This window comes from Shewanella aquimarina (genome assembly GCF_023349185.1).
GTDB lineage: Bacteria > Pseudomonadota > Gammaproteobacteria > Enterobacterales > Shewanellaceae > Shewanella > Shewanella aquimarina.
In genome coordinates this window covers 76,312-91,733 of record NZ_JAKIKY010000008.1, presented here as the reverse complement: position 1 = coordinate 91,733, position 15,422 = coordinate 76,312, and the positions used below count along the sequence as shown (strand labels likewise).

At 54.6% G+C, this 15,422-nt stretch carries 16 protein-coding genes; all 16 read right to left on the bottom strand.

Annotated elements, in window-relative coordinates; all coding sequences use genetic code 11:
• Nucleotides 1-2: 2 nt before the first annotated feature.
• A complete protein-coding gene (mreD, locus tag L2731_RS11485; RefSeq protein WP_041510821.1) occupies nucleotides 3-491 on the bottom strand; it encodes a rod shape-determining protein MreD in 489 nt (162 codons plus the stop codon).
• Nucleotides 488-1,369 (bottom strand): rod shape-determining protein MreC, encoded by an 882-nt coding sequence (gene mreC, locus L2731_RS11480; protein ID WP_249253230.1) that lies wholly within the window; start codon nucleotides 1,367-1,369, stop codon nucleotides 488-490. The genes mreD and mreC overlap by 4 nt, the downstream gene beginning before the upstream one ends.
• Before the next feature lie 133 nt (nucleotides 1,370-1,502).
• Nucleotides 1,503-2,552, bottom strand: coding sequence for a rod shape-determining protein (locus L2731_RS11475; RefSeq protein ID WP_011864209.1), 1,050 nt, complete (start codon nucleotides 2,550-2,552; stop codon nucleotides 1,503-1,505).
• Nucleotides 2,553-2,982: 430 nt separating this feature from the next.
• On the bottom strand, nucleotides 2,983-5,631 hold the full coding sequence (locus tag L2731_RS11470) for a DUF6701 domain-containing protein (RefSeq protein WP_487392389.1): 2,649 nt from the start codon (nucleotides 5,629-5,631) through the stop codon (nucleotides 2,983-2,985).
• A gap of 61 nt (nucleotides 5,632-5,692) precedes the next feature.
• Nucleotides 5,693-6,130: an MSHA biogenesis protein MshP gene (locus L2731_RS11465; RefSeq protein WP_249253227.1), complete on the bottom strand. Its 438-nt coding sequence runs from the start codon at nucleotides 6,128-6,130 to the stop codon at nucleotides 5,693-5,695.
• A complete protein-coding gene (locus L2731_RS11460) occupies nucleotides 6,120-6,917 on the bottom strand; it encodes a PilW family protein (RefSeq protein ID WP_249253226.1) in 798 nt (265 codons plus the stop codon). Before L2731_RS11460 ends, L2731_RS11465 begins: the two co-directional genes overlap by 11 nt.
• On the bottom strand, nucleotides 6,917-7,468 hold the full coding sequence (locus L2731_RS11455) for a type II secretion system protein (protein ID WP_249253225.1): 552 nt from the start codon (nucleotides 7,466-7,468) through the stop codon (nucleotides 6,917-6,919). Before L2731_RS11455 ends, L2731_RS11460 begins: the two co-directional genes overlap by 1 nt.
• The gene (locus tag L2731_RS11450) at nucleotides 7,458-7,907 is read right to left on the bottom strand and encodes a type II secretion system protein (RefSeq protein WP_249253224.1); all 450 of its coding nucleotides are present in this window, start codon (nucleotides 7,905-7,907) and stop codon (nucleotides 7,458-7,460) included. The genes L2731_RS11455 and L2731_RS11450 overlap by 11 nt, the downstream gene beginning before the upstream one ends.
• Nucleotides 7,908-8,050: 143 nt before the next feature.
• Nucleotides 8,051-8,542 carry a type II secretion system protein gene (locus L2731_RS11445; RefSeq protein WP_249253223.1) on the bottom strand — a complete coding sequence of 164 codons (492 nt, stop codon included), beginning with the start codon at nucleotides 8,540-8,542 and terminating at the stop codon, nucleotides 8,051-8,053.
• Between the two features lie 16 nt (nucleotides 8,543-8,558).
• Entirely contained in the window at nucleotides 8,559-9,065 is a 507-nt protein-coding gene (locus tag L2731_RS11440) for a type II secretion system protein (RefSeq protein WP_249253222.1), read from the bottom strand.
• Nucleotides 9,066-9,139: 74 nt separating this feature from the next.
• The gene (locus L2731_RS11435; RefSeq protein ID WP_041510907.1) at nucleotides 9,140-9,754 is read right to left on the bottom strand and encodes a type IV pilin protein; all 615 of its coding nucleotides are present in this window, start codon (nucleotides 9,752-9,754) and stop codon (nucleotides 9,140-9,142) included.
• 94 nt (nucleotides 9,755-9,848) lie between these two features.
• Nucleotides 9,849-10,340 (bottom strand): hypothetical protein, encoded by a 492-nt coding sequence (locus tag L2731_RS11430; RefSeq protein ID WP_249253221.1) that lies wholly within the window; start codon nucleotides 10,338-10,340, stop codon nucleotides 9,849-9,851.
• Between the two features lie 32 nt (nucleotides 10,341-10,372).
• Nucleotides 10,373-11,590 (bottom strand): type II secretion system F family protein, encoded by a 1,218-nt coding sequence (locus L2731_RS11425; RefSeq protein ID WP_249253220.1) that lies wholly within the window; start codon nucleotides 11,588-11,590, stop codon nucleotides 10,373-10,375.
• Nucleotides 11,591-11,592: 2 nt separating this feature from the next.
• On the bottom strand, nucleotides 11,593-13,353 hold the full coding sequence (locus tag L2731_RS11420; RefSeq protein ID WP_249253218.1) for a GspE/PulE family protein: 1,761 nt from the start codon (nucleotides 13,351-13,353) through the stop codon (nucleotides 11,593-11,595).
• Nucleotides 13,350-14,516 carry a tetratricopeptide repeat protein gene (locus L2731_RS11415; protein ID WP_249253217.1) on the bottom strand — a complete coding sequence of 389 codons (1,167 nt, stop codon included), beginning with the start codon at nucleotides 14,514-14,516 and terminating at the stop codon, nucleotides 13,350-13,352. Before L2731_RS11415 ends, L2731_RS11420 begins: the two co-directional genes overlap by 4 nt.
• Nucleotides 14,513-15,418: an ExeA family protein gene (locus L2731_RS11410; RefSeq protein ID WP_249253216.1), complete on the bottom strand. Its 906-nt coding sequence runs from the start codon at nucleotides 15,416-15,418 to the stop codon at nucleotides 14,513-14,515. Before L2731_RS11410 ends, L2731_RS11415 begins: the two co-directional genes overlap by 4 nt.
• Nucleotides 15,419-15,422 lie beyond the last annotated feature (4 nt).

Sequence of the window (15,422 nt, the reverse complement as noted above, 5' to 3'; positions counted from 1 at the left end):
GATTATCTCACTTTATAAATACGACGAATGCGTCTCAGCATCCAAAATACCCAAGGCCAGATGATCAGGCTCGACAGGGCTGGCAGGAACAGGCTGGCATCAAAGCTGGCCACATTCACCACAAACTGTGTCCAGAACACCAGCAGATGGTGCAGACACACCAGGCTAGCCACCATCAGGGCCTGTTGCCACATGGGGAAGTTACGCAGCCGCTGGAAATGCAACACCACCACATAGATCACCAGCGACATGGAGAGCGCGCGTATGCCGAGGTGAGCCCCCAGCAAGATGTCCAGCAACACACCCAGTAACCAGGCAGATAAGATGTTATAACGGTGCGGCAGTGCCATAGCCCAGTAGATCATGACCAGCAGCAACCAGTCGGGACGCCAGGGTTCGACCAGGCCGGGCAGCGGCATGATCTGAAACAACATGGCCAGCAGGAAGCTTAGCCAGACCACCCAACGTCCATGGGGAATATGCATGCTCATGGCGTCTCCTCCGCTTTAGGCTCGTCGGCTTGCGGCTCGGCTTGAGGCTCGCTCAATTCACTCTGGTTGCCGTCTGGCCAGATCAACAGCAGATAACGAATACGGTCCAGCGCCGCCAGGGGCTGCGCGGTTACCGTGGCATAGCTCTGGCCATCATCGCGCTCGACCTTCATGATACGCGCCACCGGGTAGCCCTCGGGGAAACGTTTACCCAGGCCTGAGGAGACCAGGAGATCGCCGACCCTGAGATCTGTGCTCTTCGCCACGTGGCGCAGCTCGAGCTCATCGAGCTCACCTATACCCTGGGCCACCAGACGCACATCGTTGCGGGTCACCCGCACCGGAATCGCGTGAGTCACGTCTGAGATCAGCAGTACCCGACTGGTCAGCTCGCTGATCTCCACCACCTGGCCGACGACGCCGTGGGCATCCACCACCGGCTGACCGACGAATACGCCGCTACGGGCGCCATGGTTGAGTACCACATAGTGACGAAAGGGGTCGCTGGCCACCTCCATCACCTCGGCCACCATCTTCTTGGAGTCCATATGCACCGGAGAGCCAAGCAAGGCGCGCAGACGATCGTTTTCCTGTCTCAGGTGCTCGAAACGCTGCAGACGCTCGCTCATCAAGAGTTGCTGCCTGAGCAGCTGCTTGTTTTGCTTGGCCAGCATGTTGCGGGTAGCGATACTCTCGGCCGACCAGTCCAGCACGACACCGGGAATATTGGCCACGTATTGTAAGGGGCCGAGCAAAGAGGAGATAGATTGGCGAACCGGCTCCAGCCTATCGTTGGCCACCAGTAAGATCACCGACAAAACAATTGCCAATGTGAGCCTGAATTGATTCGAAATACCGCGGGCAAAAATAGGTTTCATAAAACACTTAAGGCAGCGAACCCGGTACCCGCTTTACCCTTTCACCTTGTGGTGTCGGGGCGGCGAGCCATCAGTTGCTGTGTCTCGCCCAGAGGATAACCAGAGTCTTGCTGCCTATTTTATTTGGGCCGAATTAGTTTTCGTCAGAGAAGAGATCGCCACCGTGCATGTCGATCATCTCAAGCGCCTTACCACCGCCACGGGCCACACAGGTCAGCGGGTCGTCGGCTACCATCACTGGAATGCCTGTCTCTTGCATCAACAGACGGTCAAGGTCACGCAACAAGGCGCCACCACCTGTCAGTACCATGCCGCGCTCAGAGATATCTGAGGCCAGTTCTGGTGGAGACTGTTCCAATGCAACCATCACGGCGCTGACGATACCAGACAGTGGCTCTTGTAATGCCTCGAGGATCTCGTTGCTGTTCAGGGTAAAGCTACGTGGTACCCCTTCGGCCAAGTTGCGGCCGCGCACTTCGATCTCCAGCACTTCGTCACCCGGATAGGCGGTACCTATGGTGTGCTTGATGCGCTCGGCCGTGGCTTCACCTATCAGGCTGCCATAGTTGCGGCGCACATAGTTGATGATGGCGTCGTCAAACTTGTCACCACCGATACGCACAGATGATGAGTAGACCACGCCGTTTAGCGAGATGATAGCCACTTCGGTAGTACCACCACCGATATCCACGACCATAGAACCTGTCGCTTCCGATACCGGCAGACCGGCACCGATAGCGGCCGCCATCGGCTCTTCAATCAGATAGACTTCGCGAGCACCTGCGCCCATGGCCGACTCACGAATCGCGCGACGCTCGACCTGAGTGGCTCCCACTGGCACACACACCAAGACGCGTGGGCTTGGACGGAATACGCTGTTGTTGTGTACCTGTTTGATGAAATGCTGCAGCATCTTTTCGGTCACATAGAAGTCGGCGATCACGCCGTCTTTCATTGGACGTATGGCCTGAATGTTGCCCGGCGTACGACCCAGCATCTGCTTAGCTTCTGTTCCCACGGCGGCAACCGATTTTTGGCCGCCGCTGCCGCGTTCGCCTCGAATTGCAACAACCGAAGGCTCATTTAACACTATGCCCTCTTCGCGAACGTAAATTAAGGTGTTAGCCGTACCCAAATCGATCGAAAGATCGTTAGAAAAAATGCCACGCAGCTTCTTGAACATGTAACCAGCCTGTCTCAGTGGAGTCGGAAAAATAAAAATCAGGTAACTTTATCAATGCCCCCCGCATTCCACAAGGATATTATGCTGATCCTTAGATAAATATCTGTTCATCATTGGCCCTAGGGCCTGTTGATCTTTGCCGTTTGTTTTTGCAGCAGTTTGAAGGTGATTTATACAAGGCAGAGCCTGTGTGGTGTAGTCTTCTACACAAATTGGCGATAACGCCGTAGAAATGACCTACAAACGCTGCCCAACGGGTTCATCTAAACGCGCGCTGCACTTTGTTGTTCGCCATTCACATAGAGTAACTATGCTTCATGGCTCTCGCCTCGCGCAAAACGCGTTTAGATTGAACAAAAATTAAACTTGAAAGATCAACAGGCCCTAGTGTCAGCCTAAGTGAACACTCGCTGATCAATTGGGAGAGTGGCTATTTTACTTCCCGCCAATAGATGATCTTATCGTGCCCACGGTAGGTGCCAAAATAGGCGTTTGCTCTGGGATCAAACAGGGTATCGGCGGCATTACCTGGATAGTTCCAGTATCCCTTTAACCAAGGCTCGACATGCAGCTTGAGGGGCACCTCGCCCGCTTGATTGGGGATGGCAAAATAGAGATTGCCCAAGCCATTCAGTAAGGCGCCACTTCGCAGCGACAGTCCGCTATCGCTATAGGCCTGCAGATCGGGGAAGCCCGGCGGAAGAACGCGATACAGGCCAGAGGTTGCCGTCTCGCCGGCATCTAAGGAGGTCTGCGAATTAAAAATCGAGCAATTATCGTCGCCATTTAATGTCCAGACCGGCACGCCAGCTGTCACGCTGGAAACATATTCGCTGCGTAGCGGCAGACGCAGGCTCTCGGACTGAGGACCATAGCCGTTTTCCAGCACCATGCGGCCATAGCGAAGCTCGAAGGCCTTACCGTCGCCGATATCGCTGAAGGTAAATCCGCGGCAAGGGGCCGTGACGTTATCTTGGTAACAGATACCATCTTCATCGCTGACGTCCAGCGCCGACAAAACCAGAGCAAACTCGGCATTAAAAGGAGCCAGCGGCGTCTTGGTGCGCTGGTAACTCGGCTCTGCGCCGATTAACTCAGCGACATTTGGAGAGCTAAGATAATTGACCTGTCCAGAGAGTGCCGGCGCCTGACTGTCACCAATCACAGCAGACCCGGTGCTGTCTTGATAGCTGCGCTCAGCCCACTGATTGCGCTCGGCCTCATCCCTATGTTTATAACGCCACCAATCGCCGATCTGGTAATTGCTGGTCACCTTATCTTGGGCATTTAACCCCGCCACCTCAATTTTTGGCTCGACGCCCGTTTTAAAGCCGAAGGGCTGATCCAGATAGGTGAATGTGCCGCAGCTCTGGTCAGCCTCAGGGGTATTGCCTGTAATGCCTAGATAGGCTGGCGTGAAACGGCCAAACACCTCACTGCTAGCGTGGCTGGCGGGAATGGTTACTCCCTCAAAGCTGACATCGCTGCCAAGCGCTACCTTCATAGTGCCCACCTCGCTCCAGCTTTGATCATTGATGATCTGGGCACTGGCACCAGATGATAGCGAGAACGCCAAACTATCACGGCCTAATACGCCATTGACCCCAGTATCGGGCTGTACCACCTGAGAGATCACAGACAGGCCATTATGCTCGAAGTTTTGCAATGCAGTATTGTCACCGAAATCCTTATCATCATCGCTCTGCCAACAGGCCGCAGTCACCTGCATGCTAAAAGGTTCCCCCGCCGCGGCCAGCACCTTACAGCCTGCATCATAGGGATCGCCTGCATCACAGCGCCCATTGGCACTGACATTGGCAAAATGAAAACCGGCGGGCGCCGAGGTAAAGCTATCACTGTGGGTGAGCACTAGCGTCTCTGAGCCTCCGGCGGGACGCGAAACTGTGTGGTTATATTCGGCGCTAAGCGTCACCACGCCCGCTTCAGGGTAGTTGGCCGACAGGTTGGCAACCCCTTCACCGTTAAAATGCACCTGCACTGTCTGAGTGCCGCCGCCATCAATAACTACCGTATCCGTCGGGGATAACAGGCTGTTCAGGGTAAGCTTGGCCGGATTGTTGACCACGGCCGGGCGCAGATAATCGAAGCCGAAGTTGACCGTCTTGGTCTGGTTGGCAAACAGGGGCTTACACTGCTGCGTCTGAGTATCCTTGGTCACCGCAAACAGGTTAAAGCTGTTACCCGTCTTACAGGCGGTGCTGTCGGGCACATCGAAATAGAATCCCGTATCGGCAAAATCGAGCAGGCACTGGGCATTAGCCACCAGAGCACCGTCGATATAACAGCGATAGGGCGCGGATGGTGCCGTGGCATCTAAGCCGAATAACACACTGCCACCATCAGGGTGCCATACCTGGGTCTGAGTCGATCCGGTAAAGCCGACATCGGCATATTTATTGTCATTCTTGGTTAACTCGACGCTCGAAGAGACACTCGCTTGAGTCGAGCAGTCGGCGTTGACACAGGCCCGCAGCAGTATGTCTTTGGCGGCGCAGCTCAGCGCATCCGAGGTAAATTCGAGCCGGTAATGATCGACACTTGGCCCGCCCTTATTGCACATGCCACCGAAGTCGGCATCATCCACGGCACTCAGGTCGACATCGACATTACCATTACCATTAATGACCATTGCCCCGCCAGAGGCAAGAGCACCATCGATCGAAGCATTGCCTGTTACTGACACACTGCCCGCTACATAAACAATACCATTTATGTAATTCTGCCCAGCGATTGATAAACTGCCTCGAACATAAATAACTAAATCAGCGGCATTACCAAACTGATTCAATCTTGCTTGGTTTAAATATAAATCATCAAAATATAAGCGAGTACTGGCACCGTTTGTTGCCACATAGCTTCCGTGACTAAAACTGCCCGTGGAAAAATTATAATCTCCCGGAGAGAAACTATAATAGCTTGGTGAACAATAGGTAGATCGCCCCTGCTTTCGACATGTAAGATTTCCTCGAGTAGGCTCCAAATTATCAGGAGGCCATATACCATTTGGGAAATGGTTACCTGAAGGTGGGTCGGTAAAGATCGCATCACACTGAGGCACGGCGAGAACAGCCGTAGAAAAAAACAGATAGAGTAGGCAGCCCAAGAAGCACTGAAATAATTTAGTCACGGGCCTCTACCTCCACCTTACGATTGACACGCAGACAGGCGTCGCCATCACAGCTGCCCACGGCGCAGGTCGCCTCGCTGCCGATAAGATATTGGGTTACACTCTCACTCCCAATCGTCACTGTGGTCTGATTGCAACTTAACGTCACGCTACAGCCATGAAAGCCTACCACATCAGGCGGCGTCCAGCTGGCAGAGACGCTAGAGCATCCCACCACAACGCCGCTTAAGGGAAATAGCTGCGCCATGGCAGCATCGGCACCGCTGTTCGCCGCGGCAAAAGCGCGTGTCGCCAAGACCTCCAGGTTTACCCCCTCATCGGCATCGCTGACGATATTGATGAGCGCAGCCGCCATCAGAAACATCACGGTAATGATGAAGATACCTATCACTAGGGCGCTGCCTCGTTGGCTTGATCGATTAAGGAACATTGATCACCTGCACCTGATGTTGATATTGAAAGGTCTGGCCATTCACTTCAAACCGGGGCGACAGCTGCACCACGGCATTGTTAACCAGAGTGCCAGGCGTGTAGTGAATCGGCGCCTCGCTACCTAGATTATTGACCACATACTGGCCCATCAAGGCGCCCGTCCCCATCTGCGCGGGTGTCGGCTGGCTGGTCTGAACCCCATAGCCGTCGTAACGCCTGATATCGCCACTGCTTAAGAAGCAATAACTCACGGCACCATTGACCATGAAATAGCGCTTCTGAGGCGATACCTCATCGAAACGCAGTGAATCGTTAAATTTGATCTGATTACCACTCAGCTGTTTAACATCGAATATACGCCCCTCTGTACTCGATGGGCTGTCTTGATAGAGCTGACCGGGCGATAGCGGATACACAACTATCTTATGGGCCAGGTTTACTCCCTGCGCAGGCAACATGATGCTGCCAGTATCGGCCGCAGCCCCTGGCGCAATCGGCAGGCTAATATAGCTGGCGCTGGCGGTGATAGGCATAAACTCTATGCACTGCGCGCCACTGGGGCTGCCCACCCGGATGCTATTTGGCAGGGCATTACGCAGATCCCGCGTCATACGCTCAATCACGAAACGACTCTGGCTCAACACCTGATCCACCGAGCTGGACTCGACAAAGATACGGGTGCCCAAGATGACGAAGCTGCTCACGCCGACCACCAGGATACCGAGTATGATGATAACGGTCACCATCTCCACCAAGGTAAAACCCTTGTTAGTTTGCAGCCGCATCAGTAGTTACTCCGCAGTGCATGATAGGTGATCACCTCGCCACTGGGTGTGGTCACATTGATCGCCACCAGCTTACTGTTCTTGTCGCTGCCGGGATAGGTGACGCTGACTGATAGCTGGTAGTTAATATATTCCTGAGCATAGGTGCGATCCGAGTTGAGCATCTTGCTGCCCTGGGTCAGGCCATGATAGTCATCCACATCGCGATAGGCATTGCGATCGAGTCCGCCCGCGCCAAAGTTGGCTTGGTCTGTACAGGGCAGCCCTGCTGGCAATCCGAGGTCTGGCCTAGCCGCCGCGCCACAGGCGGGCACGCCGCCATTGGGATTGCTGTTCTGATCGTAACGCTTGCCCCAGATCTCGTTGAGCAGGGAATGGGCCAGCTCGGCAGAGCGCACCCTGTGTAGCGTCTCGGCGGCACGATCCGCCTGGGGGAACAGCATGCTGGTGAGCATAACCAGGGCGATGCCCAGCACTATCATGCCCACGACCAACTCGATCAGGGTAAAGCCAGAGGCGCGCCTTGGTGATGTGGCTCTGCTAGCGTCCATGAATATACCCCTGACTCTCGATAGTAAGATCTAAGGTTTCATCGGCGGCGACCTTGATGGTACAACCCGACGCGCAGCTTCCGGTCAACCGACCATCGCGATCGAATGCCAGGGTAAAGCTGTTCGCCCCACCTAGGCTCAGACTTGTCTGCCGGGGTAGCGACTGGGCATTGCCTGTGACCGTCAGGCTGTTGCAGTCGGCGCCATAGATATCGGCGCGATAGGCCGCTTCTGTCACACTCACCTTGTAGCAGCGATCCAGATTATTGAGGGCCATCAGCTGTACCCGTCTGAGCTCGCTAATCAGTTCGTCTCTGAGGGTATAAGCGCTGTAGCTTGAGGCGGTAAAGAAGCGCGGCAAGACCACCACAGAAAGAATGGCAATCAAGATGATGGTTGTAACCAGCTCTACAAGGGTAAAACCTTGTTGTTTATTCATCGACACCCCAGCTGCAACACGCTGATAGCGTTAAACTTTCTAATAACCTACAGAGTATGGCAAATATTGCCATCGATTTCAGTAATTAGTCTCACTGCAGAGACAAAAAAGGCCTGCAATGCAGGCCTTTAGAAGTGTAATATTTAGCAATCACTTGCCGCCGGAATAGCACCATATATAGGTGGTGTCGATGCATCCTTAGCCTGAGTATAAGTAAACTTACAACTAGTAGGTGCATCCTTCTGAGAAATTTCGATTGCTGCAGGAACTGAATCGGTAACCGCTGTAAATGTCCAATCTGCAGCGGTGATCTCCAATGCAGCGGTAATCTCAGCTTGCGTAGCCTGAATATAACCATAATTTAGGGTCACACCTTCAACTACCGTTCCTGTAGTTGGTGGTGTGGCATTCGAATCAGCCGCAGTAGCAGCAGTTTTTTCAATTCCAGCAATGGCTGCCTTGGAATAATAAAGGGAGTTCGCCCCTTGCAATGCACCTTTTACACCTTGCAAAGCCGAAACACGCGCATCACTCTGCAAATTAATGAACTTAGGTGCGGCGGTCACCGCCAGAATCCCTAAAATGATAATAACCACCACTAATTCGATTAGTGTAAAACCTTTCTGTTGATTCATTTAATATTCCTATAATTTAACAATTTGAAGTCGTTGGCATTGCTGCAAATGTAGGGCCAGCACTGGAACTTGTCGCTTGGGTATATTCCAACTTACAGGCGGCTGGAGCCCCTTTTTGCCATATAGTTACCTTTGAGGTTTCTTCCTTGATAATCCATTCATCGGTTGCCGTTGTGGATGTTGGCTTACCATCAGCACCTGCAGCGAAAGTGACGTCTAATCCATTCTCAAAATCTGCTTCAGTCGCTTTCATGTAACCGTAAACAATATTTATATCTGTTCCTGTACCTATATCCAAAGTTGCCGCACCACCAGTTCCCCCTTTCTCTTTTCCAGCAATCGCTGCTTTGGAATACACCAGTGAATTAGCCCCTTGTATGGAAGCTTTCATCCCTTCCAATGCAGATAGACGCGCATCGCTCTGTAAGTTAATAAACCTAGGCGCTGCGGTAACGGCCAGAATCCCCAAGATGATGATCACAACCACTAACTCGATCAGCGTAAAGCCGTTTTGCTTCTTCATGTCGTACCCTTGTTATTGTCGCTTCTGCTAACTTATGTAAAATTTTATCTACCTCGCCAGGGCAAGGGACTAGATCAATTGGTAAAGCTGAGCACCTGGCCTGTGCCTGGGTTGTACAGTATGCCTTTGGCATTGGCGGTCGCCAGATCCGGTGCTGGTGTCGGCACCCCTGTGGTGGTGTTTAATACCAAGGAGGTTACCTGATGGTAGACACAGAGATCTAAGTTGCTCACCTGAGTCCCATCTATGGCTACCCCATTACCCCCTGCGCCATCTAATACCCGCGCGGTAAAACGCTGATTACGGGCATCCTGATTAAAAAGCACGTTACGCGGCGCGCCCTGCAGAATGTTCTGAAATACCTCCTGACAGGCGGCATCTGTCATGCCGGTCGCACTGACGATACCACTTCCCGAGGTTAATCCGGTTGGAAAACCGAAACGAGTATCGAGAGAGATCTGGGTGCCATCTAAGACCACATTGGCATTGTTACGACCATCCACCTCCCACTGTGAGCGCACGAAGCTTACCGCCGTGGCCAAGCCACCGGCTACGCCATCTACGCTAGCATCTTCTGCATCGTCGGTCACATTTAAAAAACGAGGAATCGCTGTGGCCGCTAATATGCCCAGGATAACGATAACGATCACCAATTCGATCAGAGAGAAACCACTCTGGTTCACTCCCATGTTTTGGGCTCGCATTTTCATAAAAATCTCCCTTAGATAATCCTGATAATTCTAGCAGTTACAGCAAATTATAAAACCTTAGAAGTTGCTAAATTCAAAGATCAGTCAAAAAAATAACACGCCCGCTATTGAGTTGATAACTCAAACGATCACCGTTATTAGCAATATAACTACAAACCTCTCCGACCTGGTCCGCTTGTGTAACAATTTTGGCTAAATCGTCGCGTCCACCCAACAGCTGCCACCAGAGGGTCTTGCAGCTTTCCTGGGTTATCTTGTCTAAGGTTGGGCACCCCTGATCACTCATCTTGATCAGGGGTTGCTCACCGTCCCTGAGTTCCATGGCCGTGGACCAGTCGAGATGCATCTCAGCGGGGCGCCCCTGCACCAACCACTGAGAGCGCACCATGGCCAGCACATTCAGCAGGCGGCTGTGCTCCAGCTTCAGCCCCTGAGAAGAGACCTGATCCACCTTGGCAAAATAACCGTAACCCAGTACCCCCAAGATGAGCAAGAGCACCACTATGGCGATCATCTTGCCGTAGGCCTGCATCAGCTCGCTGTCGACCCGTGTCTGGTTTTCCATCAGCTCAGCTCCCGGCTCATGGCTGCCATGGGTTATCCCCCCTTGACCACATTGAGCATATCCCACATCGGCAGGTAGATACCCAGCGCCAGGATGAGGACGATCACCGCGACGATGCCGATCAAGATAGGCTCCAGCTTGGCGGTCAGGTTCTTGAGGTCGTAATCGACCTCCCCCTCGTAAAAGTCGGCGGCGTCGTTAAGCAGCTGATCTATCTGGCCCGTCTCTTCCCCAACCGCCACCATCTGCAGCACCAGCGGGGTAAAGAGCTGACTCTGGTTCGACACCCTCAGCATGGACTCGCCCGATTCTATGCCCCGGCGCATGGCCACGATGCGGTCATGCATGTAGGCGTTATCGACGGCATCGGCCACCAGGCTTAACGCCTGTGTCATGGGCACGCCCGCACTCAGCATCATGGAGAAGCTGCGGCAATATCGCGACAGGGTCGAGCGTTCTATGATGCTCCCCACCGCCGGGATCTTAAGCTTCCATCTGTCCCACTGCTGCTCGCCCTTCTCTGTATTGTGCCAGTAGCGGATCCCCACGAAGCCCCCCACCAAGGCGAGGAGCAGCAGGTACCAGTAGTTGACGAAGAAGTTAGAAGTGCCGATCAGCAACTTGGTAGCCCAGGGCAGATCCGCGCCGAAACGGGCGAACAGATCGGCAAACTTGGGGATCACCATGATATTGAGCACTACCATAGCAAGTGCCACCGCCATCAAGACGAAGATGGGGTAGCGCATCGCCGCCTTGATACGTCTGCGAGTCTCCTGCTCGCGTTCGATATAACCAGAGAGCTGAATAAAGGCGTCCTCCAGCTTACCCGTGTTCTCACCCACATGGATCATGGAGACAAACAGGGCATCAAACACATCCGGATGATGGTTCATCGCCGATGAAAGCGGGCGACCAGAAATCAGCTGCTCTGAGATATCGTTGAGGGCATCTTTCATGCGTTTGGAGTGAGAACTCTCCGATAGACCGGCGATGGCCCGCAGAATAGGGATGCCCGAGCGAGTGAGCGAATACATCTGCCGAGTAAATATCTGCAGCTCATCCAGGCCGACCTTGCTCTTAAACAGGCTGCCAAGGTGAAACTCGCGCGCGGCCTTGGCCTCCACCAGCTCAAGGGGGATCACGGCGCGAGACAGCAGCTGATCGGCGGCGGCACTTTGTGTGGTCGCATCGAGTCGCCCGCTGACCGCATTGCCCTGTGCATCACGCCCCTTGTACTGATAGACAGGCATAATTAGCCCTCAATCTCATGTTGATGGATCATCTCTTGGGAGATAGGCACCTGGGCATCGCTGGCATCTTCGATAAGCTTGGCCACCTCTTCCATAGTGGTCATGCCCTCGGCCAGGTAGTTGAGTGCCGACTCTGCCAGCGGTGTAAAATTAGGGCTCTGGTAGGCCGCCTGGGCAAACGCCTGGGGATTACCGCTACGCATCGCCTCAATCATCTGCTCGTCCAGCTCTAGGATCTCGAATACACCGATACGGCCGCGATAGCCGCTACCGTTGCAACTCTGACAGCCGGTGCCAATACGAAACTTGGCCTGGCTGAAGTCGCGACCGCTGATGCTGCTAAGCCAGGCATGATCGGCGGCGCTAGGATCATAGGGCTGGGAACAGTTATGGCAGACACGGCGCACCAGACGCTGAGCGATGATCACCCTAAGCGCACTGGCCACCAGATAGCTGGCGGCGCCCATGTCCAACAGACGCAGGGCAGAGGTGACCGCATCATTGGTATGTAGGGTCGATAACACGAAGTGACCAGTGAGTGCGCCCCTGAGGCCAATTTCCACCGTTTCCTGGTCACGCATCTCACCCACCATGATGATGTCGGGGTCCTGACGCAGGGTGGTGCGCAGTACATTGGAAAAATCTAGTCCTATCTTATGGTTAACTTGTACCTGATTGATACGCGGCAACTGATATTCCACAGGATCTTCCACCGTGATGATCTTGCGATCTGCGGTATTAAGCTCGCTCAGCACTCCATATAGCGTGGTGGTCTTACCACTACCGGTAGGCCCGGTCACCAGCAGCATGCCGTGGGGGCGCTTGATCTGTTTACGCACCCGCGCCAGTATCTCGGCAGGCATGCCGGTCTCATCCAATGTGAGCAGACCCGCGGATTGGTCCAGCAGACGCATCACCACAGACTCGCCATGATAGATAGGCATGGTCGACATACGCACGTCTATCTTGTGTCCCTTGACCTCCATGTGGAAGCGGCCATCCTGCGGCAGTCGCTTCTCAGAGATATCCAGCCCCGCCATCAACTTGAGGCGCAGTACTAGCGCCGAGGCGATGTTCACCTCCTGCAGTGTGTTCTCTTGCAGCTGGCCGTCGATACGCTGGCGGATCCTCAGCACCTTGTCGCCGGGCTCGATATGAATATCGGAAGCCCGCATCTGCACCGCATCTTCGAAGATCGACTGCAGCAGCTTAACCACAGTGGTTTCGTTATCGCTGTCGGCATCTGTCAGGCTGGCCAGGTCGAACTGATCGTCGGCGGCATATTCCTCCTCCAGCTTACCGGCGATCTGCGCGATCTCACCGGTGCGGCGATACAGGTTATCGAAAGCCTCCAGCAGCTGGGTCTCGGTGACTACGGCTATCTGGATCGCCTTAGGCGCCAGCAACACCTCGATATTATCCATCGCCTGCAGGTCCGCAGGATCACTCATGGCCACCAGCACATGGTCGCCATTATCTTCCACCGCCAGGGCGCGATAGCGACGGGCCTGCACCTCGGGAAGAAGGTTCACCACCTGAGGTGGAATAGCCCGGCGACTGATATCGAGGAAGGGGATATTAAGCTGCTGCGACAAAAACTTAAGTAGCTGCTCTTCGGTGATACAGGAGAGATCGATCAGGGTGCGTCCCAGCTTCTTGCCGGTATTTTTCTGCTCCGCCAGGGCCTGGCCCAGCTGCGCCTCGCTGATAATCGCTTCCTGTACCAATAAGTCGCCGAGGCGCATCTTTAACTTGGGTTTCACTCAATATCTCCTAACTGCGCCAGCCGCTGCTGAATAAAATCGCTGGCCTGCTGCGACAAGCCGGGTAAGCCTAGAGCCTGACCATAGGCCTGCTTGGCGCCGGTAAATTTTTGCTGGGAATCTAAGGCATAAGCCAGCCCCATCCACCACTTGGCCTGATTGGGTTCGACCCTGGCCAGGCGACGATAACTCTCTTCGGCCAGGGTAAATGCCGAGGCCTGCTGGGCCAGATGACTCTGCATCACCCACTTCTGCTTGGCGAGCAGGTGATCATCTGGGATATTGCCAAGCGCCGCCAAGGCCCCCTGCCTATCACCCTGTGCCTCCAACACTTTGGCCAGCATGAGGGCGTAATCGAATTCGCCGGGATAGAGGGCAAGCCCTTGTTCCAGCACCTTGTTGGCCTCACCCAGCTGCCCCTGACCATAATAGAGAGCCGCCAGATGTTGACGCGCACCGTGCAGCGCAGGATTCAGGCTTATCGCCTCACTAAAGTCCTTCACCGCCTGGGAGAGCTGCCCGCCCTCCTGGGCCGACTTGCCCTGACTAAAACGCTTCTCGGCCAGCGCCTCCGGGGAAAGCTTCACCTCGGTCACCGCCATGGTGCCGGTCGTTTTTGCTATCTTGCCGTCTGATGCCTGCTCGACCCGAACCCTCTGAGGCATAACGACAGGCTTACTCTCAGCAGCAGGCTTTCTTTCGACCTTAGACTCAGCAACCGGGTCTGTTTTGGGGGTAGCCATGAGCTCAACACTAGATTCGGCGTCAGACTCGGTCTTCGCAATGGTTTGAGTATCTGCAGCCTGTGAAACCTCAGCCCTTGGTTTCTCGGCAGGCGCTTTACCCGCTGCCAACTCAGGTTCGTTCTTGGTAGTTGGCTCTTCGCTCACCACAGGCTGTTTGAGTTCGCCGCTGGCGATCTCCTGGACCAGAATCTGATTATCCTGTTGCAGCGCCAGGTTGGTTCGTTCGAGCACCGCATATCTCTCCCATGCCAGATAGCCCATGGCCAACAGCAACAGCGAAAGCAGCCCGAGTAGCAACCAGGGCAGTCGTGACTGAGGCGCCTGACGATATTGCAGCGGCGGCACCGGCAGCTCATCCAGCCCATGGGGCTGCTGGCGCTTATCTAAGTCTTTGAGCATGGTGTTGATGACGCTCATGCCAGCCCCCTGGCTAACCATAGCCACAACGCGCCCAAGCCCAGTGACACGGCCCCGGCAGTGCCCAGCCACCAAGGGGGAAACAGCCCCTTGTCGGCGTCCTGAGTATCCTTGATCGCGCCCTTCACGTGGCAGAGGTTCACCCTTGCTGCACCCTCACCATAGGCCAGCAGCAGAGCCTTATGGGATAAGATATTAATGAGTCTCGGAATTCCTCTTGCGGCGCGGGCGATGCGTCTGCTCTCACGTGCGCCAAATAGCCCCTCGCCGCGATAACCCGCCACCTCGAGTCTGTGGGCCTGGTAGGCTCGGGTCTCGTCGGCGGTCATGGCCCTCAGTTGATAACTAAAAGTAATTCGCTGCCTGAGCTGACGAAACTGCGTCTGCTGCAGACGGCTATCCAGCTCCGGCTGGCCAAACAAGACTACCTGCAGAAGCTTGCGGCTCTCCGTCTCCAGGTTAGTGAACAGCCTCAATGCCTCCAGGCTCTCATCGGGCAGGGCCTGGGCCTCGTCCAGCACCAGGACGATGGAATGACCGTGGGCACTGAGCGCAATCAACTGCTGCTGAATCAGCGTGGTGAGGCGCTGCTGATCCATATCGGCGCTATATTTGAGACCAAGTTCCAAGGCCAGCGCCCAGCGCAGCTCGCTGGGACTGAGATAGGGATTGGGCAGATAGGCACAGTGAAAGCGCTCGGGGATATCGTTGAGTAACTTGCGACAGATCAGGGTTTTGCCCGTACCGACCTCGCCGGTAACCTTGATAAAACCTTCACCCGTCTGCAGGGCAGTTTGCAGCACTTGTAGCGCCTCGACATGGGGCGCCAAGCCGAAGAAGAAGCCGGTATTTGGCGTCAGCGAAAAGGGGGGCTGCGCCAAATGAAAGTGCTGCAGATACAAGCGC

Coding starts and splice junctions, on each gene's coding strand:
- mreD (WP_041510821.1), bottom strand. CDS start 491: ATGAGCATGCATATTCCCCATGGACGTTGGGTGGTCTGGCTAAGCTTC.
- mreC (WP_249253230.1), bottom strand. CDS start 1,369: ATGAAACCTATTTTTGCCCGCGGTATTTCGAATCAATTCAGGCTCACA.
- L2731_RS11475 (WP_011864209.1), bottom strand. CDS start 2,552: ATGTTCAAGAAGCTGCGTGGCATTTTTTCTAACGATCTTTCGATCGAT.
- L2731_RS11465 (WP_249253227.1), bottom strand. CDS start 6,130: ATGTTCCTTAATCGATCAAGCCAACGAGGCAGCGCCCTAGTGATAGGT.
- L2731_RS11460 (WP_249253226.1), bottom strand. CDS start 6,917: ATGCGGCTGCAAACTAACAAGGGTTTTACCTTGGTGGAGATGGTGACC.
- L2731_RS11455 (WP_249253225.1), bottom strand. CDS start 7,468: ATGGACGCTAGCAGAGCCACATCACCAAGGCGCGCCTCTGGCTTTACC.
- L2731_RS11450 (WP_249253224.1), bottom strand. CDS start 7,907: ATGAATAAACAACAAGGTTTTACCCTTGTAGAGCTGGTTACAACCATC.
- L2731_RS11445 (WP_249253223.1), bottom strand. CDS start 8,542: ATGAATCAACAGAAAGGTTTTACACTAATCGAATTAGTGGTGGTTATT.
- L2731_RS11440 (WP_249253222.1), bottom strand. CDS start 9,065: ATGAAGAAGCAAAACGGCTTTACGCTGATCGAGTTAGTGGTTGTGATC.
- L2731_RS11435 (WP_041510907.1), bottom strand. CDS start 9,754: ATGGGAGTGAACCAGAGTGGTTTCTCTCTGATCGAATTGGTGATCGTT.
- L2731_RS11430 (WP_249253221.1), bottom strand. CDS start 10,340: ATGGAAAACCAGACACGGGTCGACAGCGAGCTGATGCAGGCCTACGGC.
- L2731_RS11425 (WP_249253220.1), bottom strand. CDS start 11,590: ATGCCTGTCTATCAGTACAAGGGGCGTGATGCACAGGGCAATGCGGTC.
- L2731_RS11415 (WP_249253217.1), bottom strand. CDS start 14,516: ATGAGCGTCATCAACACCATGCTCAAAGACTTAGATAAGCGCCAGCAG.